The 22,825-nt window shown below is 69.8% G+C and carries 17 protein-coding genes; 8 read left to right on the top strand and 9 right to left on the bottom strand.

The genetic code is table 11. From position 1 onward, the window contains the following. Nucleotides 1–18: 18 nt before the first annotated feature. Nucleotides 19–2,055, bottom strand: a complete 2,037-nt coding sequence (locus ACWTPI_RS31980; RefSeq protein ID WP_454733782.1) for a phosphate transport regulator — start codon at nucleotides 2,053–2,055, stop codon at nucleotides 19–21. A gap of 225 nt (nucleotides 2,056–2,280) precedes the next feature. On the opposite strand from ACWTPI_RS31980, the gene ACWTPI_RS31975 reads away from it, so the two are divergent. Then, a complete protein-coding gene (locus ACWTPI_RS31975; protein WP_155888135.1) occupies nucleotides 2,281–2,556 on the top strand; it encodes a DUF3562 domain-containing protein in 276 nt (91 codons plus the stop codon). Between the two features lie 14 nt (nucleotides 2,557–2,570). Here the strand turns inward: ACWTPI_RS31975 and ACWTPI_RS31970 are convergent, their stop codons facing one another. The 3 genes from ACWTPI_RS31970 to ACWTPI_RS31960 form a co-directional block, all read right to left on the bottom strand. After that, nucleotides 2,571–4,727, bottom strand: coding sequence for a di-heme oxidoreductase family protein (locus tag ACWTPI_RS31970; protein ID WP_454733781.1), 2,157 nt, complete (start codon nucleotides 4,725–4,727; stop codon nucleotides 2,571–2,573). 49 nt (nucleotides 4,728–4,776) lie between these two features. Further along, entirely contained in the window at nucleotides 4,777–5,736 is a 960-nt protein-coding gene (locus tag ACWTPI_RS31965) for a glycosyl hydrolase (RefSeq protein ID WP_454733780.1), read from the bottom strand. 666 nt (nucleotides 5,737–6,402) lie between these two features. Beyond that, complete coding sequence (locus ACWTPI_RS31960; RefSeq protein ID WP_020203955.1) at nucleotides 6,403–7,056, bottom strand: oxygen-insensitive NAD(P)H-dependent nitroreductase NfsB; 654 nt, start codon at nucleotides 7,054–7,056, stop codon at nucleotides 6,403–6,405. A 128-nt stretch (nucleotides 7,057–7,184) separates the two neighbouring features. Here ACWTPI_RS31960 and ACWTPI_RS31955 point away from each other — a divergent pair, with 128 nt between their 5' ends. Beyond that, on the top strand, nucleotides 7,185–8,057 hold the full coding sequence (locus ACWTPI_RS31955) for a LysR substrate-binding domain-containing protein (RefSeq protein WP_454733779.1): 873 nt from the start codon (nucleotides 7,185–7,187) through the stop codon (nucleotides 8,055–8,057). Between the two features lie 43 nt (nucleotides 8,058–8,100). Here ACWTPI_RS31955 and ACWTPI_RS31950 read toward each other — a convergent pair whose 3' ends face one another. Beyond that, a complete protein-coding gene (locus ACWTPI_RS31950; RefSeq protein ID WP_029043811.1) occupies nucleotides 8,101–8,835 on the bottom strand; it encodes a GntR family transcriptional regulator in 735 nt (244 codons plus the stop codon). A gap of 171 nt (nucleotides 8,836–9,006) precedes the next feature. Here ACWTPI_RS31950 and ACWTPI_RS31945 point away from each other — a divergent pair, with 171 nt between their 5' ends. The 4 genes from ACWTPI_RS31945 to ACWTPI_RS31930 all read left to right on the top strand — a co-directional run bounded on the left by ACWTPI_RS31945 (nucleotide 9,007) and on the right by ACWTPI_RS31930 (nucleotide 15,661). Continuing rightward, the gene (locus ACWTPI_RS31945; protein WP_020203952.1) at nucleotides 9,007–10,227 is read left to right on the top strand and encodes a pyridoxal-phosphate-dependent aminotransferase family protein; all 1,221 of its coding nucleotides are present in this window, start codon (nucleotides 9,007–9,009) and stop codon (nucleotides 10,225–10,227) included. Nucleotides 10,228–10,519: 292 nt separating this feature from the next. Next, nucleotides 10,520–11,794 carry an MFS transporter gene (locus ACWTPI_RS31940; RefSeq protein WP_454733778.1) on the top strand — a complete coding sequence of 425 codons (1,275 nt, stop codon included), beginning with the start codon at nucleotides 10,520–10,522 and terminating at the stop codon, nucleotides 11,792–11,794. Nucleotides 11,795–11,804: 10 nt separating this feature from the next. Continuing rightward, on the top strand, nucleotides 11,805–12,593 hold the full coding sequence (locus tag ACWTPI_RS31935; protein ID WP_454733777.1) for a 2-keto-4-pentenoate hydratase: 789 nt from the start codon (nucleotides 11,805–11,807) through the stop codon (nucleotides 12,591–12,593). 38 nt (nucleotides 12,594–12,631) lie between these two features. Next, nucleotides 12,632–15,661 (top strand): FAD-binding and (Fe-S)-binding domain-containing protein, encoded by a 3,030-nt coding sequence (locus ACWTPI_RS31930; RefSeq protein WP_454733776.1) that lies wholly within the window; start codon nucleotides 12,632–12,634, stop codon nucleotides 15,659–15,661. A 102-nt stretch (nucleotides 15,662–15,763) separates the two neighbouring features. Here ACWTPI_RS31930 and ACWTPI_RS31925 read toward each other — a convergent pair whose 3' ends face one another. Further along, entirely contained in the window at nucleotides 15,764–16,240 is a 477-nt protein-coding gene (locus tag ACWTPI_RS31925) for a helix-turn-helix transcriptional regulator (RefSeq protein ID WP_454733775.1), read from the bottom strand. A 425-nt stretch (nucleotides 16,241–16,665) separates the two neighbouring features. Here ACWTPI_RS31925 and ACWTPI_RS31920 point away from each other — a divergent pair, with 425 nt between their 5' ends. Next, the gene (locus ACWTPI_RS31920; protein ID WP_454733774.1) at nucleotides 16,666–17,568 is read left to right on the top strand and encodes an NAD-dependent epimerase/dehydratase family protein; all 903 of its coding nucleotides are present in this window, start codon (nucleotides 16,666–16,668) and stop codon (nucleotides 17,566–17,568) included. An 83-nt stretch (nucleotides 17,569–17,651) separates the two neighbouring features. Next, on the top strand, nucleotides 17,652–18,455 hold the full coding sequence (gene dkgB, locus ACWTPI_RS31915) for a 2,5-didehydrogluconate reductase DkgB (RefSeq protein ID WP_059412335.1): 804 nt from the start codon (nucleotides 17,652–17,654) through the stop codon (nucleotides 18,453–18,455). 158 nt (nucleotides 18,456–18,613) lie between these two features. On the opposite strand, the gene ACWTPI_RS31910 is transcribed toward dkgB, so the two are convergent. The 3 genes from ACWTPI_RS31910 to ACWTPI_RS31900 all read right to left on the bottom strand — a co-directional run bounded on the left by ACWTPI_RS31910 (nucleotide 18,614) and on the right by ACWTPI_RS31900 (nucleotide 22,538). Beyond that, nucleotides 18,614–20,038 carry an aldehyde dehydrogenase family protein gene (locus ACWTPI_RS31910; RefSeq protein WP_454733773.1) on the bottom strand — a complete coding sequence of 475 codons (1,425 nt, stop codon included), beginning with the start codon at nucleotides 20,036–20,038 and terminating at the stop codon, nucleotides 18,614–18,616. Next, complete coding sequence (locus tag ACWTPI_RS31905; RefSeq protein ID WP_454733772.1) at nucleotides 20,035–21,396, bottom strand: MFS transporter; 1,362 nt, start codon at nucleotides 21,394–21,396, stop codon at nucleotides 20,035–20,037. The genes ACWTPI_RS31910 and ACWTPI_RS31905 overlap by 4 nt, the downstream gene beginning before the upstream one ends. Before the next feature lie 86 nt (nucleotides 21,397–21,482). After that, nucleotides 21,483–22,538, bottom strand: a complete 1,056-nt coding sequence (locus ACWTPI_RS31900) for an alcohol dehydrogenase (RefSeq protein WP_454733771.1) — start codon at nucleotides 22,536–22,538, stop codon at nucleotides 21,483–21,485. Nucleotides 22,539–22,825 lie beyond the last annotated feature (287 nt).

The raw sequence follows: 22,825 nt of genomic DNA, 5'->3' as shown, positions 1-22,825 counted from the left end.
TTGCGTTCATGTCCGGGCTCATCCCTGGGCTCCGGCCTGGCCGAAGGCCACGTCGCGCAGCGCATAGCCGGCCACCAGCAGGCGGTCGGACGCCAGTTCCAGCGCGATGGCCAGGTCGTTGGCCAGCATCAGCGCGCCGGCGTCGCGGATCGCGGCCAGGATCGCGCGGCGGGCGGCACGCAGCAGCTCGTCGCACTCGCGTTCGGCGCGCAGCACGTTCCATGACGCGGCGAGGAAGGCGTCGCCGTCGGCGGCATCGCTGCCGGCGCCCAGTTGCCGCGCGATGGCCAGCGCCTTGACGTGTTCCTGCGTCGCCGAGAGCACGGTCTGCGCCAGCTTGCCGAGCAGGTGGCGGATGTCGGCGTTCCAGCCCTGGTGGTGGTCCTCGGCGATCAGGCTCATCAGGAACGCGGCTTCCTCGAGCGCATCGGCGATGTCGTCGGACAGTTCCAGCAGGCGCGCCGCGGGCTGCCAGCGGCGCTGGCGCCGGGCGTGGTCCCGCGCGTGCATCACGAGGTGGTCGGCCTGGCGCTCCCACACCTTGGCGCGCGCCGCCAGGCTATGGGCGGCTTTACCGGCCTCGCCGGCGGCCTCGCGCTCCGCCTTGCCGGACGGCGCGACCACGTCGTGCGCCAGCCCGTCGCTGACGGCCTGCGCCAGCGCCTGGCAATAGGCCGCGTGTTCTTCGATGAGGTCGAACTCGCTGCCGTGCTGGCGCATGCGCCGGGCCAGCAGCATGCGGGTTTCGTCGGCGACCAGCGCCAGCGGCTGGCCGGCCAGCAGCGCCCGGCTGGCCTGGCACAGCACCTCGACCAGGAAGGCGCGGGCGTCGGGCGGGCCGAGCACGGCGTCGAGGCGGTCGCCGATGCGGAACGCATCTTCGCCCGCGGCCTGCATGGCGGCGAACACGATCTGTTCGCCGCCGGCCTTGAGCCACGCCATGTGGCCGGCGTCGCAGCGCGCCACCTCGCGCAGGATGTCGATCGCCTCCGCCTTGCCGACGAAGGGCAGCAGGCGCTTGCGCGCGCGGTTCCAGTCGATCAGGAACACGATGCGCGAGCCGATGCCTTCGAGCGCATCGTCGAGCGCCGCCGTGCCCGCGCATTCGAAGCGCGCGGTGCCGAAGGTGTAGGCCCGCCCTTCGTTGAGCGCGGCATCGACCTTCGACTGCGTCTCGGTCCACTGCGCGCCAAACGGGGCCAGCAGCGCCTGGAAGAAGGCGAAGCGGGCGCGGTGCAGGTCCGAGTAGTGCAGCGTGATCGTGGTGCCCTCGACCTGCAGCACCAGCACGTGGGCGTCGTTGGTGCCGATGTCGTTCTGCAGCAGCAGCCGCGCGCCGTCGCGCGTGGCGGCCGTGTCGAGCCCGGGATGGTCGAACTTCAGCGGCGCGGTGCGGTTCAGGCCGCGCATGAACGCCGCCACCCGCGCGCGGTCCGCCGGCAGCAGTTGCCACACGTGGGCGCCGTCGACCACCTCGCCGGACAAGGTGCCGGCGAGGTGGTTGAGCTGCTTGTGCAGATCCATCACCAGCAGGTGCAGGCTGTCGTCGTCCTCGCCGGGCGCGCCGTCATGCCGGTGCTTGTCCGCGCGCTTGCCGCTGGTCAGCGCGCGCAGTTGGCCGTTGCGCAGCGTCTCGCCGCCCGGCTGCTCCGCCGCGGGCGCGCCGAGCGTGCCGAGCCAGCCGCTCCAGTGCCTGACCCGTTCGCGCAGGTCGTCGCCGGTGTCGGGCACTTCGAGCAGCGGCCGCGCCATCACGCCGAGGTCCTCCGCCAGGTGCCGCGCCAGGCGCTGCAGCCCGGGCATCAGGAGCGCGCCTTCGACCCGCGACGCGGCCGCCGGCAGCTCGCGCAGCCAGCGGCCCTCGATGCCGGCCGCCGCCGCTTCCCGGCCGAAGTCCGGCGGCTCGGTGGCGGGCTGCTCCGCGTGGGCGGCGGCGGCCTGCAGGACCGTCAGGTACAGTTTGAGGCGGTCATTCGCGGCAAGCGCGGCGTGGATCCACGCGGGGAGCAGCAGCGTGCTCTTTCCCATCGCGGCGACGGCATCGGATTTTTGCATGCGGGCCTCTGGCTCGATTGTCGATGCGGCAGAGTCTGGGCAGCGGAAATGACCGTTTTGCGACAAACGGAAAGGGCCGGCACCAATGCTTGAGACAAGTCAAAGGCCGGCGCGAATCTTTCCGCCGGCGATGGCGCGCCGGTCATATGCTGTACATGGATACGGGTCCGCGCATGGCGCCGGTTCCCGTCACTTGCTTCATTCCCGCTGGACCGCCGGAGAGCGATGATGTCCGTTCACAAACTCAGACAACCCGACCAGAAGGGCCTCGTCGCCTTGCTGGCAGCGAAAGCCCACATGCCGGTGGATGACGTCGAGCAGCTCTACGAACATGAGCGCGCCGAGCTGGCGGTGGACGCGCACATCACGTCGTTCCTGCACATCTTCGCCATCCGCAACGTGGAGAAGATCCTGCGCCGGCGGGCGGGCGAAAAGACCGCCTTGCGCGAGGGCGGCCGCGCGCCGCAGCCGGCCGGGCGGGACCGCCGCGCCGGCGCCTGAGCGCGGCCAGGCCGCTACAGCGACTGCAGGAAGGCGACTACCGCGGCGCGGTCTTCCTTCGGCAGCGCCTCGAAGCGGGCGCGGCTGTCGTCCGCCTCGCCGCCGTGCCACAGGATCGCCTCGGTCAGCGTGCGGGCGCGGCCGTCGTGCAGCAGCCGCACGTTCTGCTCGCCGCCCTGGACGAAGCGCAGCGAGCCCACGCCCCACAGCGGCGCGGTGCGCCACAGGTTCGGCGTGGCGCGGCCTTCGCTCAGGGTGTCGGCCAGGCCCGGGCCCATGTCGTGCAGCAGCAGGTCGCTGTACGGGTGGATGGTCTGGTCGCGCAGCTCGGCGAACGGGTGCGTGTTGCCGGTCTTCAGCGTCGGCGTGTGGCAGGCCACGCAGCGCGCCTGCGCGAACAGCGTGCCGCCGCGCGCGATCTGCGGCGGGTCGACGTCGTGCTCGGGCGACACCCGCACGCCGTCCGGGAAGCCGCTGCGCAGGCTGCGCTGGGCCGGCACGCCGATCAGCGAGAGGTAGTGCGTGAGGCGCTGCAGGTCGGTCTCGGAGACCGAGGTGGCCGCGGCGGCGCGGCAGTCGGCGGTCTCGCGCTGGCAGCCGCGCGAGGGGAACACCGGCGAGGTCACGCCCATGTCCTTGATCAGCGCGTCGCCGACCTGCTGCCGTATGCTGGCCTTGGTCGCCTTCCAGCCGAAGCGGCCGAGATGGGTCTTGCCGGTCTCGGGATCGGCGACCCAGTTGGGGATGCCGCGCACGCCGTCGCCGTTCCTGTCGTCCGGGTCGGCCAGCGCCAGGATGGTGGGCTCCGCCACCGCCTCGAGCAGCCCCATGCCGATGACCTGCGGCGCCTGGCGCGCCGAGAACTGCGCCGGCACCGGCCCCTTGAACGCATAGGACGGCTTGACCAGCGCCACCGTCTCGCCGCCGGACAGGGTGCGCGCGGTGGTCTCGTAGGATGCCACGCTGACGCCGTAGTCGGGCGCGCCCGGGTCCTGCGCGTGCTGCTGCACGTTCAGGCCGTAGGTCGGGTCGGCCTTGCCGCCGGCGGCGACGAGCATCGACATGGTGTCCAGCCGCGCGCCGATGGCCGGCGCCAGGCTGCGGCCGTTCTGCGTGTGGCACTCGATGCAGCGCGGCTGGTTGTAGCGCGGGCCGAGCTGGCCGATGTGCTCGGCAAACACCGGGTTGTCGGCGTCGTGCTCGGAGTGCTTGCCGTCGGCGAACGAGGTGTGGAACAGCCGGCGCCCCTCGACGAAGCGCTGGGTGTTGACGATGCCGATATTGTTGGCCATCTGCTGGAACACCCGCATCGGCTCCTCGGAGTAGTTGTACGAGATGCTGGCGTCGCCGCCGAGCAGCGTTTCGGCCGGCAGCGGCGCGGAGTCGAGATTGGGCGCGATGCCGTACCACGGCCGCATGCCCACGCCGACCACGTAGAGCTGCTCGAACGAGTAGTAGCGGCTGCCGCCGCCATCCACCACCGGGTCGCGCTTGAGCCGCGGCGCCGGCGCCAGCTCGATCGGGTCGCCGATCTTCAGCGCGCTGTGCGGGTCGGTGCGCCAGTTGGAGTCCACCACGATCATGCAGTCTTCGCGCGGCTGGCCCTCGCGGCAGATGGGCTGGCCGCCTTCCTTCGGGTTGTTGAAGCCGTAGTTGAGCGCCCAGCCGTAGTCGCGCACGGTCGGGTCGAGCACGTTGCGGAACAGGCTGAAGGTGGTGCCGTCGAAGACGCCCTGGTTGACGTGCAGGTAGATCTCGATGCGCTGGCGGCCGGCGGGCACGCCGTCGCGGATCTCCAGGCCGAAGGTGCGGTTCTGGAAATAGAAGGTGGGGAAGGTGAGGTAGCGGCCCGGGCCGGCGTCGGGCGCGTCCCAGGCCTCGCCGCGCTCGCGCGCGTGGCGCTCGGTCGGGCGCGAGCCCATCAGCGTGACCAGCGTGCCGTCCGCCTCGCGGTACTGGATCTGCTCGTTGACCGGCGTGCCGGGCGCGAACAGCGGCGCGTAGGCGGCGGTGTCGGCGGGCGCGGCGGCGGCCGGCGCGCCGCCGTCACCGCCGCCGCCGCAGGCGGCCAGCGCGGCCAGTGCCAGCACGGCGGCGAACAGCGCCGCCGCGCGCGGCGCGAGGCCGGTGCCGGCGTGGCCGGACCGGCGGGAGGGGGCGTGGATTGGCATGGTTGTCTGGCTCGGTGGCTCGATGGTGCGGCGGCATGCGCCGGCGCGGTCAGTGGAACGGCAGCGATACGTAGAACGAGCCGAGCTCGGAGAGCTGGCCATCGGCGCCGAGCAGGCTGGTGAAGTGGTTGTCGTTGTCCTCGCGGCCGGTGAACCACGCATAGCGGAACACGTCGGCGCGGTCTTCGCAGATGGCCACCATGTCCGCCATCTGTGCCTTCTGTTTGGCCACCGAATCGATCTGCGCGCCGTCGGCCTGGCTGTGCCAGTTGGCGAGCTCCGTGACCCAGAACGCCTTGCCGTATTTCGCGAGCCGGTCGAGCTGGCCGGCGAGGCCGTAGTCGTACCAGTGGAAGGCCAGGTAGTCGATGCGCGGGTCGCGGCCGCCGTTGGCGGCGCGGTAGGCATCGTAGAACGCGTCGAGCCACGCGACCGGGTCGGCATAACCGGGCATCGTGCCCCAGTTCATGGCGGGGCCGACGATCTGCACGCCGGCGCGCGCGGCGATGCCCTCGAACACCGGCCAGCGCTGCGCCGCCTGCAGCGGCGTGAGATTGGACTGGTCGGCGAGGTTGGGCTCGTTCATCACCAGCAGGTAGCGCACGCCGGGATTGGCCGCGAGGAAGGCCTCCACCTCGGTGGTGTCCTCGGTGCCGTTCCACATCATCGGCAGGAAGTCCATCGCGTAGCGCGCGCGATAGTCCGCCGGCACGCCGGCATTGCGCCGCGGGCTCCAGTTGTACCACCAGCTCACGCCGGGCGACAGCGCGGCGAGATCGGCCGGCGACGCGAGGTCGTAGGCAATGCCGCGCTTCGCGCTCTTCGGCACGGCCGGCGCGGACGGGTCCGGCGTGGCGGGAGCGGTGGGCGCGTTGGGGGCGGGCGATTCGGGCGCGGCGGGCACGCCGGCGGCTGGAGCTGCGGCGGGCGCGTCTTCGCCGCCGCCGCCGCACCCCAGCAGGGCAGCGGAAAGCGCCAGCGCGAGAAACAGGCCTTTCGGCAAGGTCATGTCGTCACCGTGGGTTGCATGCCGGCGCGCGCGCGCCGGCCTTGTGTCTTGATGGATTGCGATTTCCGGAAACCCGGAAAGACGGATTCCGGAAATCCGGAATGCCGGGCGATGCGCAAGCGGTAAAGAACCGGTCATTCCCGCATTGGGAAAGACGGGCCATGATCGGGGAAATTCGGCAGGGGGATTATCGTCGCAATGTGCGGAAAAATTGAACCGCATGGCATCGATCGGCGGTGAATTTCCGCTTGGCGTCGTTTCCATGCGACGCCGGTCCAAGCGGCAATGCCGCATTCCGGCCCGGCGGCAGCGGGCATGCGCTGGATGCCAAAGCGCCGGAAAGCGCGTCCGGTCTGGTTTTCCGCGGATTTCCGCGGTCCGCGGCGGTGGTGGTATTGCAATGCACCTGTATTAACAATCAATACAAAGCAAGACAAAGCAGCGGTGGCGGGAAAAGCGGCGCCATGAATTAAAGAGGCGCCTTTTCAATGAGGCTATTTCCGCCGAGACAAGGCTGGTAGAAATTTCGCCGAACGAATCAAAAAATAATTAAAGACTGATATAAGGCATGACATAGGCGGATGCCGCCGCCCGCATGCCGGTGCAGCGCCGGCCGCAACGCAGGCGCGCGGCGGCACGGCGTCATTCGATCGGGGTACGCGGCGCTCAGATGAACGACAGCACGGTCTGCGCGGGCAGCCGCGACTTCGGCAGCTTGGCGTTGAAGTCCTTGTCGCTGCGGTAGCCGAGCGCGACCAGCACGACGCTGGTGAAGCCCTTCTCGCGCAGGCCGAGCTCTTCGTCGAGCAGGCGGAAATCGAAGCCTTCCATCGGCGTGGCGTCCACGCCCAGCGTGGCGGCGCCGAACAGCAGCGTGCCCAGCGCGAGGTAGGTCTGCTTTTCCATCCAGTGCTGCAGGTCCTTCTGGTCGTAGCGGTGCAGGTTGACGTAGCCGAGCCGGCCCTTGCGCTGGCCGGCCTTGGCGTCGGGCAGCGGGAAGCGGCCGTCGCGCTCTTCCTGCTCGAGGATGTTTTCCAGGTGCGCGTCGGGGATGCCGGTGCGCGCGCACAGCACGATCACGTGCGAGGCGTCGAGCGCCTTGCGCTCGTTGTAGGCAAAGCCGCCATGCAGGCCCTTGGCGACGCGCGCCTTGCCTTCGGGCGTGCCGGCCACCACGAAGTGCCACGGCTGCGAGTTCACGGAGGACGGGCTGTGGCGCAGCATCGTGAGCAGGTCGTCGATGGTTTCCTGCGGGACGCGGCGCTCCGGGTCGAAGGCCTTGGTGGTGTAGCGGGTGCGGGCGATGGTCGAGAGTTTCATCTGGTGCTTGCTGGTTTTCGAGGGTGGTTCGGGAGCATCGGCGAGGATGGTATGCGCTTGCCTTTCATCAGGCAATCGAATACTTTTAATCCCAACAATCTGAAATTCGACTGAATCGACTCGATGCCATGCGCCCTGACCTGGACATAGACCTGCTGCGCGCCTTCGTCGCGGTGGCGGAGACGGGCGGCTTCACCGCCGCCGCCGAGGTGGTGCGCCGCTCGCAGTCGGCCGTCAGCCAGAAGATCCTGCGCCTGGAGGAGCTGCTCGGGCGCAAGCTGTTCCACCGCACCAGCCGCGCGCTGAGCCTGACGCGCGAGGGCGAGCAACTGCTGGTGATGGCGCGCCGCATCCTGGAGCTCAACGACGTGGCGGTGCGCGCGCTGACCGATCCGCCGGCCGCCGGCAACCTGCGCCTGGGCATTGCCGAGGATTTCGTGCCGATGCAGCTTCCCGCGCTGCTGGCGCGTTTCCGGCGGCTCTACCCGGACATGCACCTGGAGCTGCGCACCGGCCTGAGCTGCGACCTGCTGGCCGCCTACGACGACGGCAGGCTCGACGTGGTGATCGCCAAGAAGGACGGCAGCGCCCAGCGCGGCCGCGTGATCTGGCGCGAGCCGCTGGTGTGGATGAGCGGCAAGAACAGCCCGCCGGACCCGGACAAGCCGGTGCCGCTGGTGCTGCTGCTGCCGCCGTGCACCTACCGCGAGGTGATGATCCGCTCGCTCGACGCGATCCGCCGCGAGTGGTATTCCTCGTGCACCTCGGCCAGCCTGATGGGCATCCAGGCCGCGGTCGCGGGCGGTCTCGGCGTGACGGTGCTGGGGCGTTCGTTCGCGCAGCCCGGCCTGCAGATCCTGCCCTCGGGCGATGCCTGGCCGACGCTGCCGATGACGGAGATCGTCATCCTCGGCGAGGAGTCCGCGCCGGCCGAGCTGGTGCGGCCGCTGATGTCGTTCCTGACGGACAGCCTGTCCGGGGCGATGAGCGCCGCGGCATAGCGCGCGCGGGAACGCGGGGCCCGCCGCGCCGGCAGGCCCGGCTTCAGTCGTTGTGCGTCACCACGTCGCCGACCGGGTCGGGGTGGATCTGCATCACGGCGTCGCGCTTTTCCAGCAGGTGGCGCCGCAGGATGGCGCCGAGCAGCTTGCCGTCGCGCGCTTCCAGCGCCTTGATCATGTCCTCGTGGTCGTGCACGGCGCGGTCCCACTTGTCGGTCTGGTGGTTGGAGCGGAAGCGCAGCGCCTTCAGGCGGCGGTTGACCGACTGGTAGGTCTGCCGCAGCGCCGAATTGCGGGCGGCCTCGTTGATGCGGTCGTGGATCTCCTGGTTGCGGCTGTAGTAGCCGGGCAGGTCGTTCTGCACGCGGCAGGCCAGCATCGCGTAGTGCAGCGCCTTGATCTCGGCCAGCTCCGCCGGCGTGATGCGCTCGCAGGCCAGCTCGCCCGAGAACGCTTCCAGGCCGCTCATCAGCTCGAAGGTCTCCCACATCTCCGCCTCGGTCATGCGCGAGACGCTGGCGCCGCGGTGCGGCGAGATCTCGATCAGGCCCTCGGCGGCCAGCACCTTGAAGGCCTCGCGCAGCGGCGTGCGCGAGATGCCCAGGGTTTCGCACAGCTCGCGCTCGTTGAGCTTCATGCCCGGCGACAGCACGCCTTCCACGATGAACTTGCGCAGGTGCTCGACCACCATCTCGTGCAGCCGCTGCCGCTCCACCCTGGGCAGGATCGGGGCGGGACGGGGCACGCCGCTGTCGCCCGGATTTTGTGGATTTTGCATACAAAGTCCTTCCCTTTGCGTTTTCCGCATTTTACTGCATCTCATTGGCCGCAAGCGCCTCGCGGGTAAACACCGAGCCGCGGCGGCGATTCCGTCCTTGGATCGGGGCCGTTTCGTTGCTAAAGTATTTTGAATTCAAAATTCATGATTCAAACAAAGGAGGCACTGCCCATGATCAAGCTCGATTTCCACCCCGCCGGCCGCCACTTCCTGCAGATCCCGGGGCCGAGCCCGGTGCCGGACCGCATCCTGCGCGCGATGAGCTACCCGACCATCGATCACCGCGGGCCCGAGTTCGGCGCGCTGGGCCGCAAGGTGCTGGCCGACATCAAGAAGATCTTCAAGACGGAGCAGCCGGTCATCATCTATCCGGCCTCCGGCACCGGCGCCTGGGAAGCCGCGCTGACCAACACGCTGAGCCCCGGCGACGCCGTGCTGATGTTCGAGACCGGCCACTTCGCCACGCTGTGGAAGAAGATGGCCGAGGCGCTCGGCCTGAAGCCGGAATTCATCGGCCTGCCCGGCATCGAGGGCTGGCGCCACGGGGTGCGCGCCGACATGATCGAGGCGCGCCTGCGCGCCGACGGCGGCCATGCCATCAAGGCGGTGTGCGTGGTGCACAACGAGACCTCCACCGGCGTGACTTCGGACATCGCCGCGGTGCGCCGCGCCATCGACGCGGCCGGCCATCCGGCGCTGCTGCTGGTGGACACCATTTCCGGCCTGGCCTCGGCGGACTACCGCCATGACGAATGGGGCGTGGACGTGACCGTGTCGGGCTCGCAGAAGGGCCTGATGCTGCCGCCCGGCATCAGCTTCAACGCGCTCTCGGCCAAGGCCATCGCGGCCGGCCGGCAGGCCCGGCTGCCGCGCGCGTTCTGGGGCTGGGACGAGATCCTCGAGGCCAACAAGAACGGCTACTGGCCGTACACCCCCAACACCAACCTGCTCTACGGCCTGTCCGAGGCGCTCGACATGATCCTGGAAGAAGGCCTGGACCACGTGTTCGCGCGCCACCAGCGGCTGGCCGAGGCCACCCGCCGCGCGGTGCGGGCCTGGGGCCTGGAGATCCAGTGCGCCGACCCGGCGGTCTACAGCCCGGTGCTGACCGGCGTGATGATGCCCGAGGGCGTCGACGCCGACGCCGTGCGCAAGCGCATCTACGAACGCTTCGACATGTCGCTGGGCCAGGCGCTGGGCAAGATGCGCGGCAGGATGTTCCGCATCGGCCATCTCGGCGACTGCAACGACCTGACCCTGATGGCCACGCTGGCCGGCTGCGAGATGGGGCTGAAGCTCTCGGGCGTGCCGGTGGCCGCCAGCGGCGTGGCCGCGGCGATGGACTACCTGGTTTCGCTGGAGGACAAGCCGGCGCTCAAGGCGGCGGCCTGAGTTTCACAGGGAAGGCCGCGCCGCCGCGGCCTTCCCGCGCAGTGGCGGCGCACGGCGGCAAATAGCGGCAAATAGCGGCGCATAGCAGCAAACAGCCGGACAGCAGTACGCACAGGCATGGCTTCACCCGCGCGGGCGAGGCCAGGGAGCGGTGTTGCCGATCGCAGCCCCGCCGCCTGCCGCGCGCGCGCAAGCCCGCCGCAGAGCGGGCCCGGCACAGGAAACGCACAAGAGATGCAAAGCCGAGGCCCAGGCGGGCGCCGGGCAGGCAAAAAAAGACCGGAGACAAGCAATGAAGCGCTTTCGTGCCACCAGCATCGTGCTGGTGATGTTGTGCATCATGTATTTCATCACCTACCTGGACCGCGTCAACGTCAGCACCGCCGCGGCCGGCTTCGGCCAGGAGTTCCATCTCAACAAGACCGAGATCGGCCTGGTGTTCTCCGCCTTCGCCTATCCCTACCTCGTGTTCCAGATCATCGGCGGCTGGGTCAGCGACCGCTTCGGCGCGCGCCGCACGCTGATCGCCTGCGGCGTGCTGTGGGCCATCGCCACGCTGCTTACCGGCATGGCCGGCGGGCTGGTCTCGCTGCTGGCCGCGCGCCTGCTGCTGGGCCTTGGCGAAGGCGCGACCTTTCCCGCCGCCACCGCCGCGATGGCGCGCTGGGTGCCCAAGGACAAGCGCGGTTTCGCCCAGGGCATCACCCATGCCTGCGCGCGCGTCGGCAACGCGGTGGCGCCGGCGGCGGTGGTCGCCATCATGGCGGTCTACGGCTGGCGCGAATCGTTCTACCTCTGCGGCGCGATCAGCCTGGTCTGGGTGGCGCTGTGGGCGCTGACCTTCACCGAGCAGCCCAAGGACCATCCGCGCATCACGCAAGCCGAGCTCGAGACCCTGCCGGCGGCGCGCAGCAAGTCGCCCAACGTGCCGTGGCGCCGCCTGTTCCGGCGCATGGCGCCGGTGACGGTCGTCTACTTCTGCTACGGCTGGACGCTGTGGCTGTTCCTGAGCTGGATTCCGCAGTACTTCCTGCATAGCTACGACCTCGACCTGAAGAAGTCGGCGGTGTTCGCCTCCGCGGTGTTCTTCGCCGGCGTGCTCGGCGACACGCTCGGCGGCGTGGTGACCGACAAGCTCTACGAGCGCACCGGCAGCCTGAAGCGCGCGCGCAGCTGGATGGTGGCGGTCTGCATGCTGCTGACCATGATCTCGCTGCTGCCCATGCTGTTCACGCACCAGCTCTATGTCTCGATGGCCTGCCTGTCCGCCGGCTTCTTCTTCGCCGAGATGACCATCGGCCCGATGTGGGCGATCCCGATGGACATCGCGCCGGAATACTCCGGCACCGCCAGCGGCATGATGAACACCGGCTCGGCGCTGGCGGCGATCATCTCGCCGGTGCTGTCGGGCTACCTGATCGACCGCTTCGGCAGCTGGGAACTGCCCTTCATCGGCAGCATGCTGCTGATGGGCGTCGGCGTGGTGCTGGCCTTCCGCATGCAGCCCGAGAGCAAGTTCGAAGCCGATGCCGCCGGCGCGGCCAGTCCCACGCACCTGCATGCCTGAGCATCCCGCCATGCGTCATTCCGATCCCGAACGCCATCCCCAACCGCAGCAGGAACTGGCCCGCCTGCTCGCGCGCGCCGGCGGCGACGGTCTTCGCTTCGCCGATCTGCCGGCCGCGCTGCTGCCGCGGGACGCCGACGCGGCCTACGCCGTGCAGGCCGAAGTGCTGCGGCAGCGCGGCGCCGGCATCGGCGGCTGGAAGGTCGGCGCGAAGTCCGCCACCGGGCCGGTCCAGGGCGCGCCGCTGCCGGCCGACTGCGTGCATGCCAGCCCCGCCGCGTTGAAGTTGGGCAGCTTCCGCCGGCCCGGCCTGGAGCTGGAGATCGCGTTCCGCTTCGGGCGGGTCTTCGCGCCGCGCGCCGCGCCCTATGCCGACGAGGAAGTGCTGGACGGCATCGAATACATGGCCGCCGCCATCGAAGTGGTGGCCAGCCGCTACCGCGAGTGGCCCGCGGTGGACAAGCTCGCGCAGCTGGCCGACCTGCAGAACCACGGCGCGCTGGTGGTCGGCGACTGCGTGCGCTACCAGCCCGGCTACCCGTTCCTGCATCCCGCGCTGTCCTTCACCTTCGGCGGCGCCGGGGTGGACGTGGTCGCGGGCGCGCCGGCCAATCCCGCCGGCGATCCGCGCCGCCTGCTGCCGTGGCTGGTGAACCACTGCACGGCGCGCGGCATCACGCTCGGCCACGGCACGCTGGTCACGACCGGCTCCTACACCGGCATGCATTTCCCGGCGCAGGCCGGCGTGGCGCTGGGCACCATCGCCGGGCTGCCGCCGGTCGCACTCACGCTCGGCTAGCCGGGCGCCGGACTCCACAAGCCTCGACAAAAAACGCCATGAACCCCACGCCTTCCTCCCTGCTGGTCAAGCCGGTCCACCTCGTGCCGCCGCAACGCGGCGCGGCCTCGCCGTTGTCGGCGCGGCTGCGCAAGGCGCTGCGCGGCGACGTGCTGTTCGACCGCGCCAGCCGCGGCCGCTATGCCACCGATGCCTCGATCTACCAGATCACGCCGCTCGGCGTGGTGGTGCCGCGCGACCAGGCCGATCTGCTGGCGGCGCTGGAGATCGCGCGCGAGGAACAACTGCCGGTGCTGGCGCGCGGCGCCGGCACCAGCCAGTGCGGCCAGACCGTGGGCGAGGCGCTGGTGATCGACAACAGCAAATGGCTCAACAACGTGGTGGACTTCGATGCTGCGGCGCGCACCGTCACGGTGGAGCCGGGCATCGTGCTGGACCACCTCAATGCGTGGCTCAAGCCGCACGGATTGTGGTTCCCGGTCGACGTTTCCACCGGGGCGCAATGCACCATCGGCGGCATGGCCGGCAACAACTCGTGCGGCTCGCGCTCGATCGAGTACGGCAACATGGTCCACAACGTGCTGGCCATCGACGCCATCCTGGCCGACGGCAGCCAGTGCCATTTCGGCTCGCTCGCGCGTGCGGCCGAAGGCGGCCGCGTGGCGGGCATCCTGGCGGACCTGCGCCGCATCGCCACGCGCGAGCGCGGCGAGATCGCCGAGCGCATGCCCAAGGTGCTGCGCCGCGTGGCGGGCTACAACATCGACCTGTTCGATTGCCAGAATCCGCGCGCCTACACCGACGACGGCCACGCCAACCTGTCGCACATCCTGGTCGGCTCCGAGGGCACGCTGGCCTACAGCCGCCAGCTGACGCTCAAGCTGTCGCCGCTGCCGGCGCACAAGGTGCTGGGCGTGGTGAACTTCCCCACGTTCTACCAGGCGATGGACATGACCCGGCACATCGTCAAGCTCGGGCCGGTGGCGGTGGAGCTGGTCGACCGCACCATGATCGACCTGTCGATGGAGAACCCCGCCTTCCGCCCCGTCATCGAGCGGGCGCTGAGCGGCGACCCGCAGGCCATCCTGCTGGTCGAGTTCGCCGGCGAGGAGCACGCCGCGCTGCTGGCCCGGCTCGACGCGCTGGCCGAGCTGATGGGCGACCTGGGTTTGCCCGGCGCGGTGGTGAAGATGCCGGAAGCGGGCGCGCAGAAGGCGCTGTGGGACGTGCGCAAGGCCGGCCTGAACATCATGATGAGCATGAAGGGCGACGGCAAGCCGGTCTCCTTCATCGAGGACTGCGCGGTGCCGCTGGAACACCTGGCCGAATACACCCGCCGGCTCACCGAGGTGTTCCACAAGCACGAGACCGAAGGCACCTGGTATGCCCACGCCAGCGTGGGCACGCTGCACGTGCGGCCCATTCTGGACATGCGCCGCGACGGCGCGGTGCGCATGCGCGAGATCGCCGAGGAAGCCGCGGCGCTGGTGCGCGAGTACAAGGGCGCGTACTCCGGCGAGCACGGCGACGGCCTGTGCCGCGGCGAATGGGTGGCGTGGCAGTACGGCCCGCGCATCAACGCCGCGTTCGGCGAGATCAAGGCGCTGTTCGACCCGGACAACCGCTTCAACCCGGACAAGATCGTGCGCCCGCCGCGCATGGACGCGCGGGAGAACTTCCGCTTCGCGCCCGGCTACGCGGCGCTGCCGCTCACGCCCGCGCTCGACTGGTCGGCATGGAACGTCACGCGCGACCCGCTCACCGGCGCCGAGAGCGCGCCCGGCACCGGCACCGACCGCGCCGGCGGGCTGGCGGCTGCGGTGGAGATGTGCAACAACAACGGCCATTGCCGCAAGTTCGACGCCGGCACCATGTGCCCGAGCTACCGCGTCACGCGCGACGAGCAGCACGTCACGCGCGGGCGCGCCAACACGCTGCGGCTGGCGGTCTCCGGCCAGCTCGGCGACGACGGCCTGGCCAGCGCCGAGGTCAAGGAAGCGCTGGACCTGTGCGTGTCGTGCAAGGGCTGCAAGCGCGACTGCCCGACCGGCATCGACATGGCGCGCTTCAAGATCGAAGCGCGCCAGGCGTGGTCGCGGCGGCACGGCACCGGCCTGCGCGAGCGCATGGTGGCGTACATGCCGCGCTACGCGCCGCTGGCCAGCCGGCTGGCGCCGCTGCTTGCGCTGGCCGATGGCATTCCCGGTATCTCCGGCCTGGTCAAGCGCGCGCTCGGCTTTGCGCCGCAGCGCTCGCTGCCGCGCTTGCGGACTTCGTTCCTGTCGACGGCGCGGACGAAGAGCACCGCAAGCCAGGACGCGCCCGCGCGCGAAGTCCTGCTGTTCGTCGACACCTTCAACAACTACATGGAGCCGGACAACGCGCGCGCGGCGCAGCAGGTGCTGGAAGCTGCGGGCTACACCGTGCATTTCAACGTCCGCGCGGGCGAGCGTCCGCTGTGCTGCGGCCGCACCTTCCTCGCCGCCGGACTGGTGGACGAGGCCAAGGCGGAAGCGCGGCGCCTGCTGGACACGCTCAAGCCCTACGTGGAGCGCGGCGTGCCGGTGGTCGGGCTGGAGCCCTCCTGCCTGCTGTCGCTGCGCGACGAGTTCCTCGGCTACGGCTATGGCGAGGAAGCCGCGAAGCTGGCGTCGCAAGCCTTCCTGTTCGAGGAATTCCTCGTGCGCGAGCACCGCGCGGGGCGGCTCGCGCTCGACCTCGGCGCGCTGCCGGCCAGCGAGGCGGTGGTGCACGGCCACTGCCACCAGAAAGCGTTCGATGCCTTCACGCCGGTGCAGACCGTGCTCGGCTGGATTCCCGGCCTCAAGGTGTCGCCGGTGGAATCGTCATGCTGCGGCATGGCGGGCAGCTTCGGCTACGAGGCCGAGCATTACGACGCCTCCACGGCGATGGCCGAACTCTCGCTGCTGCCCGCGGTGCGCAAGCGCGCGGCGGACGCGCTGGTGGTGGCCGACGGCACCAGTTGCCGCCACCAGATCCACGACGGCGCGCAGGCCGAGGCGCTGCACGTGGCGCGGGTGCTGGCGATGGCGCTCAGGCAGAGCTGAGGCGCGAGACGGGGGCGTGCCCCCGGGGCAAATTTGTCCCAGCGACCGGCAGACCGTTCATCCACAGGTGCAGGCGGCGGTGACGCGGTGCGCGCGCCATGCCTACCATTGCTCGCGCCTGGAGACGACAGGCTTGGGCTGCTTGGACTGTTCAGGCGCGCTGTCCGAATCCTGCCTGGCCGGTTTGCGTTTCGCGGCGGCCGGGCGTTTCGCGGAGGCGGATGCGCCGGCCTCGGGTTGCTTGCGGGTGGCCGTGGGCGCTGCGTACCGGGCGGCGGCCTCCTGCACGTGCCTGGCCGCAGGGGGGGAGGACTGGTCGCCGGAAAACCAGGTGTTGGTCGGGCTCTGCCGTTGGGTTGCCGCGTCTTCCGCCCCGAGCGTCATCTGGACGCCGAGCACCGACAGCACGCGCAGAAAGCGCGCGAGACTGACTACCTGCGGATTTGCCTCGAGGCGCGCATAGGTCTGCTGCGTGATGCCGAGCCGAGCCGCCAGCTCGGCCTGCGTCATGCCGGCCGCGCGGCGGAAGGCCTTGAGCGTGGGTGCCAGCTGGTCGACGGTCTGGATCGGGTAGTTCACGGTGGTCTTCCGGTGCGTGCCTTGAATACAGAGTATAGGCTGTTTTTCAAAAATACAGCGTATGAAGTGTATTTCTTGAAAAAAACATTATATAAGCTGTAATCAAGAGATACAGCTTAAAGGTTGTAACGCTTGGCCGTGCCACCTGCCGGCAGCTTGGCAGGTTTCGCGCATCGTTGCATTTCCGGACCGGCTCCGAGGTCTGCCCCACCGGGTTTGACGCGCTCGCGCCGCTACCCGCATGGCGAGACCGCTGCGCGTTTCCGTCGGTGCCGGCTGAGGCTCGGCCAGGCGCGCGCCGCCCTGCGATTCTTGCGCCGCGGTCAAGTCTCTTCTGCGCGGCGGCGGGTGTTTCCCGCCGCGGCTTGCCCGGATACTCCTGCCATGTGCAAAAGCCGGGGCTTGCCCGGCATGAGGAGTTTCCCATGCAGATCTTCATCACCGGCGCCGCCGGCTTCATCGGCGGTTCGGTCGCGGCGCGGCTGCTGGCCGACGGCCACACCGTGCGCGGTCTCGTGCGCAACCCGGCCCAGGCCGACGCGCTGGCCCGCTTCGGCATCGTGCCGGTGGCCGGCACGCTCGACGACGCGGCCCTGCTGACGCGCGAGGCCGCGCAGGCCGACGCCGTCATCAACACCGCCAGCAGCGACCACCGCGGCGCCGTGGAGGCGCTGCTGGCCGGCCTGCGCGGCAGCGGCAAGCCCTTCCTGCACACCAGCGGCTCCAGCGTGATCGGCGACGACGTGGGCGGCGACGTGCTGTCCGCGCGCATCTTCGACGAAGACACGCCGCTGGTGGTGGAAGCGGACAAGCAGGCGTGCCACGCCATCGACGAGATGGTGCTGGCCGCGGCCGCCGACGGCGTGCGCGGCATCGTGCTGTGCAACAGCATGATCTACGGCACCGGCACCGGGCTGCACGCCGACAGCGTGCAGATCCCGCCGCTGGTGGCGCAGGCCCGCGAGAACGGGGTGGTGCGCATCGTCGGCAGCGGCGTGAACCGCTGGTCCAACGTGCACATCGCCGACGTGGTGGCGCTCTACGCGCTGGCGCTGGAGCACGCGCCGGCCGGCGCCTTCTACTTCGTCGAGAACGGCGAGGCGTCCTACGCCGAGATCGGCGCCGCCATCGCGCGCCGCCTCGGGCTCGGCCCGGTGCAGTCCTGGACCGTGGCGCAGGCCGCGCCGGTGTGGGGCGAGGGCGCCGCGCGCTATTCCTTCGGCTCCAACAGCCGCGTGCGCGCCCGCCGCGCGCGCACCGAGCTCGGCTGGCGGCCCGCGCACGACTCCGTCACCGGCTGGATCGAACACGACATGCCGGTGGACTGAGCCAGCGCGCTTGCCCGCCACCCCCGATCTCCGGCCGGGCCGCCGTCAGCCCCGGCCGCCACCTACCTGACAAAGGAACGAACATGAGCATTCCCGCACTCGGCCTCGGCACTTTCCGCCTGCAAGGCCAGGCTGCCATCGACTCCGTGCGCAACGGCCTCGAGGTTGGCTACCGCGCCATCGACACCGCGCAGATCTACGGCAACGAAGCCGAAGTCGGCACGGCCATCGCCGCCAGCGGCGTGGCCCGCGCCGACCTGTTCCTCACCACCAAGATCTGGATCGAGAACCTCTCGCGCGGCAAGCTGGTGCCCAGCCTCAAGGACAGCCTCGCCAAGCTGCGCACCGACCACGTCGACCTGACCCTGATCCACTGGCCCTCGCCCGGCGGCGCGGTGCCGGTGGCCGAGTTCATGGGCGCGCTGGCCGAGGCCCGCGAGCAGGGCCTCACGCGGCAGATCGGCGTGTCCAATTTCACCATCGCGCTGATGCGCGAGGCCATCGACGCCGTTGGCGCCGGCGCGATCGCCACCAACCAGATCGAGCTGCATCCGTTCCTGCAGAACCGCAAGGTGGCCGAGTTCGCCCGCAGCCAGGGCATCCACATCACGTCCTACATGACGCTCGGCTACGGCAGCGTGCTGCAGGACCCGGTGATCGGGCGGATCGCCGCGCGCCTGTCCGCCACGCCCGCGCAGGTGGTGCTGGCCTGGGCCATGCAGCTCGGTTATGCGGTGATTCCGTCGTCCACCAGGCGCGCCAACCTCGAAAGCAACCTCGGCGCGCTGGCCGTGCGGCTGAACGATGCGGACATGGCCGCCATCGCCGCGCTGGATCGCGGCGGGCGCTTGACCAGTCCGGAGGGGCTGGCGCCGGTCTGGGATTGAGGGGAGCAACCCGTTGGCAAGTCGGGGGTTGCATGCAGCCTGAAGCCCGGTCGGATGACCGGGTTTCTTGTTGCCGCGAAAAGCCCTGACTGCCGGATGGCCGGCCGAACCGCGTCCGATCCGCCGCCGACGTCCGGTACGTGACGATGGCCGGGGGCTCAGAAGTCCGTCACCACCGTCTTCGTATTGGTGTACTCCAGCAGTCCTTCCATGCCATTTTCCCTGCCGAAGGCCGATTGCTTGTAGCCGCCGAAGACATAGTCTGGCGACAGCACATGGATCGTGTTGATCCAGACGGTGCCCGCTTCCAGGCGCGCCGCAATCTTGCTCGCCGTCGCGGGGTCGGCGCACCAGACCGATGCGCCCAGCCCGTAGTCGGAGTCGTTGGCGCGCCGCACGACTTCGTCGATGCTGGCAAACCGGAGGATGGGCAGTACCGGGCCGAACGCTTCTTCGACGACGACGCGGGCATCGTCGGCCGGGTTGCCGATGATCGTCACCGGCACGAAATAGCCCGGCCCCGCGGGGATGTCTCCGCCGAGCAGGAAGGTGTCGCCGCGCGCCTTCGACGATGCGATCAGCTCGACCAGGCGGTCGTATTGCCGCCGGTTCTGCACCGGGCCGAGCTGTACGCCGGGGTCCAGGCCGTTGCCGGCTCTCACGGTCCTGGCGAAGGCGACGAAGGCGGCGGTGAAGCGGTCGTAGATGCGCTCGTGCACGTACAGCCGCTTGATGGCCAGGCAGAACTGCGCGTTGTTCGCGAACGCGCCCCAGAACAGCTTCGGCACCACGGCATCGATGTCGACGTCGTCCATGACGATGGCCGCATCGTTGCCGCCCATCTCCAGCGTCACGCGCTTCATGGTGTCGGCAGCGGCGCGCAGGATGGCCTTGCCCGTCTGCGTGGAGCCGGTGAATGCGATCTTGTCGATGCCGGCGTGCGCGGTCATCCAGGGGCCGAGCTCGTCGCCGCCGCTGACCACGTTGAGAACGCCGGGCGGCAATATCCCGCGGGCCAGCTCTCCGAACTTCAGCATGGTCAGCGGCGTGAACGGCGAGGGCTTCAGGACCATCGTGTTGCCGGTGAGCAGCGCCGGCGCGATCTTCCAGGCCGCCAGCGTCATCGGGAAATTCCACGGCGCGATGGCGCCGACCACGCCGAGCGGCTCGCGGCGGACTTCGACGCGCCGCTGCGCGGTGTCGAGCCGCACCTCGGCTGCGGGCGACATGCGCGCGACAGCCTCCAGCCACGCCTGAACGCTGCGCACCTCGTAGCAGGACCCGCGCGCGGCATGGAGCGGCTTGCCTTGCTCCAGCGTGAGCAGGCGGGCGAAGTCGTCTTCGCGGGCCTTGACCCTGGCCGCCAGTTGCCTGAGCAGGCATTGGCGCTCTTGCAGGGAAACCGCGCTCCAGTCCGCGCAGGCGCCGCGTGCCGCGGCGACCGCGCAGTCGAGATGCGCCCGCGTGGCGCGCGGCGCGTTGCCGACGCGCTGCCAGGTCGCCGGGTCGATGACGGGCAGGGTATCGGCGGCCAGGACCGGCGCGCCGCCGATGGTCATGCTGAAGTGCGCGAACAGGTTCATGGGTGGTTGCCCGGCTCCAGCGAGCGGCCGGGGCCGTCCGCGAGGATGGCGCCACGCCCGCGCGGCGCGGCCAGCGTGGCGAAGATGGTCGCGCCGCCGGCCAGCAGCACCGCCGCCACGGCGTACAACCCGCCGCTGAAGCTGCCGGTGGTGGTCCGCAGCGTGCCGATCACGATCGGGCTGATGAAGCCGCCGATCAGCCCTACCGAGCTGATGAGCGCGATGCCGGACGCGGCCTTCGCTTCGTCGAGATGATGGGTGGCGGCTGCCCAGAAGGTGGGGAAGCCGGCAAAGATGCCGACCGACGCGACCGACATGGCCGCGACCGCGAGCGCCAGGCTGTCCGTGTTCCAGCCCAGCACCGCGATGCCGGCGCCGCCGGCGAGGACCGACAGCGTGCAATGCCAGCGCCGCTCGCCGGTGCGGTCCGAGCGGCGGCCGATCCAGACCATGCCGATGCCGCCGAGCGCATAGGGGATGGCCGTGAGCAGGCCGAGCTGCTGCGGCGTGCCGGCGGGGAACACGGTCTTGAGCAAGGCCGGAATCCAGCTCGCGGTAGTGACCACGCCGCAGACCAGCGCGAAGTAGACGAACAGCAGCGGATAGAGCTTCGCGTCCTTGAGCAGCGCGGCCAGTGTCTCGTTGAAGCCGGACCTGCTTCCGGCGCGCCCGGTCTCCACCGCCCGCCTGACGATGCGCTTCTCCTCGGCCGTCAGCCATTTGGCATCGTCGGGCCGGTCCACCAGGAACAGCATCACGACCACCGCCATGACGATGGACGGCAGGCCTTCGATGAGGAACATCCACTGCCAGGACTTCCATCCGTTGAGCCCTGCCATGTTCTGCATGATCCAGCCCGACAGCGGCCCGCCGATGAAGCCCGCGAACGCGATCGGCGTCATGAACAGCGCGACGATCCTGGCGCGGCGCCCGGCGGGATACCAGTAGGTCAGGTACAGAATCACGCCCGGAAAGAAGCCGGCTTCCGCCACGCCCAGCAGGAACCGCATGACGTAGAACTGCATCGGCGTCTGCACGAACATCATGCACGAGGAGATCGTGCCCCACAGCAGCGCGATGCGGGCCAGCGTCTTCCTGGCGCCGATGCGCTCGAGCACATAGTTGCTTGGCACCTCGAACAGCAGGTAGCCGATGAACAGGATGCCGCTGCCGAAGCCGTACACGGCGGCGGAAAAACCGAGGTCCTCGCTCATGGCGGTCTGCGCGAAGCCGATGTTGATGCGGTCGAGATACGCCGTGAGATAGCACAGCAGCAGGATGGGAAGCAGCCTGGCGGTGATTTTCCGGTAGGTGGCGTCCTCGGCCGAGCGCTGCTGCGTCTGTTCGGGGGCAGTCATGTCCATTGAACCCGTCTCCTTGTGTGGTTGGACGCGGCGGTGCGGTGGCCGCCGCGGTTGGATGCCGGCCAGGCCGGATGCCTGGCCTAGGGGCGCAGTACGATCCGTCCGACGACGTTCCCGGCTTCCAGCTCGTCGAGCGCGTCGTTGGCTTCGTGAAGGTGCCGGCAGGTGGTCGGCATCGGCGCCATCTCCACGCTGCGCACCAGCGCGACGAGGTCGCGCAGCTCCTGCAGGGTGCCGACATAACAGCCTTCGAGGGAAAGCGCGCGCAGCGGCAGCAGTGGCAAGGGCAGGGTCAGTTCGCCGCCGGCCAGGCCTACCAGCAGCAGCTTGCCGCCCCTGGCCAGCAGGTCGAGGGCAAGCGCGGTGCTCCGGGCCGAGCCGACCAGGTCGACGACGGCCAGGATCGGCCCGCCGGCGGCTGCGCGGATGCGCTCGGCCACGCCGGCCTGCGCCGGGTCGAAGCAGGCGCGCGCGCCGGCCAGCGCGGCGGCCTGGCGCCGGTCCGCGTTGATGTCGACGGCGATGGTGCCCGCGCCGCCCATTGCCCGGGCCAGGCGCACGCACATCAGGCCGAGGCCGCCGGCGCCGATCACGACCAGCGAGGTCGCGCCCAGCGTTTGCGCGTCGAGCTTCCGCAGCGCGCTGTAGGTCGTCAGCCCGGAACACGCGAGCGGCGCGGCCGACTCGGGGGTCAGCCCGGCGATGTCGACGAGGAAGCGCGAGGCGGGCACGATCACATGGTCGCTGTAGCCGCCGGGGCGGAAGACGCCCAGCGAACGCGGCTGGGCGCACATGTTGTCGCGGTCGTCCTGGCACGGTGCGCAGGTCCCGCAGCCGATCCACGGATAGACCAGATATGGCTTGCCGAGCATGGCCGGGTCCACGTGTTCCCCCGCCGCCACGGCTTCGCCCACGATTTCGTGGCCGGGCGTGAGCGGCAGGCGGATGCCGCGATCCGCCATGCGCAGGGCCTTGCCGCCGCCGAGGTCGTATGCGCCCGAACGGGTATGGACGTCGGTATGGCATACGCCCGCCGCCGAGATCCTGAGCAGGATCTCGTCGCCGGTGGGGACCGGAGTGGGCCGTTCATGGCGGACGAGCGCCTCGCCAAAGGTAACGATGTCGTAGCTGATCATGTCGCGGGCAGCATGAGGCCGCCGGTGGCTCGCGTGCAGCGCGCCGCCGGGGGCGGGTGGATTCGACGGGTTTGTGGCCGGCCGGGGCATGCGGCGCGGCAGGGGGCCGGGTCGGCGGTGTCTGGCGAAAGTGGTCGCCTTATGCATGCCGGTTGACTAACAAGTTATACCCAAGGTTTTCTATGGTCAATGATATTCACCGTAGGGAAATACCATGAATTTGTTGTTTACCGATTAAATGAATTGCCGACTAATTTTTCATGATTTTTCAAAGGCTTTATTTGCTG

The organism is Cupriavidus ulmosensis (assembly GCF_977008105.1).
The sequence above is the reverse complement of the archived record's forward strand: the minus strand, read 5'-3'. Positions and strand labels throughout refer to the sequence as shown.

Excerpts from the sequence above, each read along its gene's own strand:
- ACWTPI_RS31970 (WP_454733781.1), bottom strand. The coding sequence starts at position 4,727 with ATGCCAATCCACGCCCCCTCCCGCCGGTCCGGCCACGCCGGCACCGGC.
- ACWTPI_RS31975 (WP_155888135.1), top strand. The coding sequence starts at position 2,281 with ATGATGTCCGTTCACAAACTCAGACAACCCGACCAGAAGGGCCTCGTC.
- ACWTPI_RS31910 (WP_454733773.1), bottom strand. The coding sequence starts at position 20,038 with ATGAACCTGTTCGCGCACTTCAGCATGACCATCGGCGGCGCGCCGGTC.
- ACWTPI_RS31945 (WP_020203952.1), top strand. The coding sequence starts at position 9,007 with ATGATCAAGCTCGATTTCCACCCCGCCGGCCGCCACTTCCTGCAGATC.
- ACWTPI_RS31960 (WP_020203955.1), bottom strand. The coding sequence starts at position 7,056 with ATGAAACTCTCGACCATCGCCCGCACCCGCTACACCACCAAGGCCTTC.
- ACWTPI_RS31905 (WP_454733772.1), bottom strand. The coding sequence starts at position 21,396 with ATGACTGCCCCCGAACAGACGCAGCAGCGCTCGGCCGAGGACGCCACC.
- dkgB (WP_059412335.1), top strand. The coding sequence starts at position 17,652 with ATGAGCATTCCCGCACTCGGCCTCGGCACTTTCCGCCTGCAAGGCCAG.
- ACWTPI_RS31900 (WP_454733771.1), bottom strand. The coding sequence starts at position 22,538 with ATGATCAGCTACGACATCGTTACCTTTGGCGAGGCGCTCGTCCGCCAT.
- ACWTPI_RS31940 (WP_454733778.1), top strand. The coding sequence starts at position 10,520 with ATGAAGCGCTTTCGTGCCACCAGCATCGTGCTGGTGATGTTGTGCATC.
- ACWTPI_RS31935 (WP_454733777.1), top strand. The coding sequence starts at position 11,805 with ATGCGTCATTCCGATCCCGAACGCCATCCCCAACCGCAGCAGGAACTG.
- ACWTPI_RS31980 (WP_454733782.1), bottom strand. The coding sequence starts at position 2,055 with ATGCAAAAATCCGATGCCGTCGCCGCGATGGGAAAGAGCACGCTGCTG.
- ACWTPI_RS31950 (WP_029043811.1), bottom strand. The coding sequence starts at position 8,835 with ATGCAAAATCCACAAAATCCGGGCGACAGCGGCGTGCCCCGTCCCGCC.
- ACWTPI_RS31920 (WP_454733774.1), top strand. The coding sequence starts at position 16,666 with ATGCAGATCTTCATCACCGGCGCCGCCGGCTTCATCGGCGGTTCGGTC.
- ACWTPI_RS31965 (WP_454733780.1), bottom strand. The coding sequence starts at position 5,736 with ATGACCTTGCCGAAAGGCCTGTTTCTCGCGCTGGCGCTTTCCGCTGCC.
- ACWTPI_RS31930 (WP_454733776.1), top strand. The coding sequence starts at position 12,632 with ATGAACCCCACGCCTTCCTCCCTGCTGGTCAAGCCGGTCCACCTCGTG.
- ACWTPI_RS31955 (WP_454733779.1), top strand. The coding sequence starts at position 7,185 with ATGCGCCCTGACCTGGACATAGACCTGCTGCGCGCCTTCGTCGCGGTG.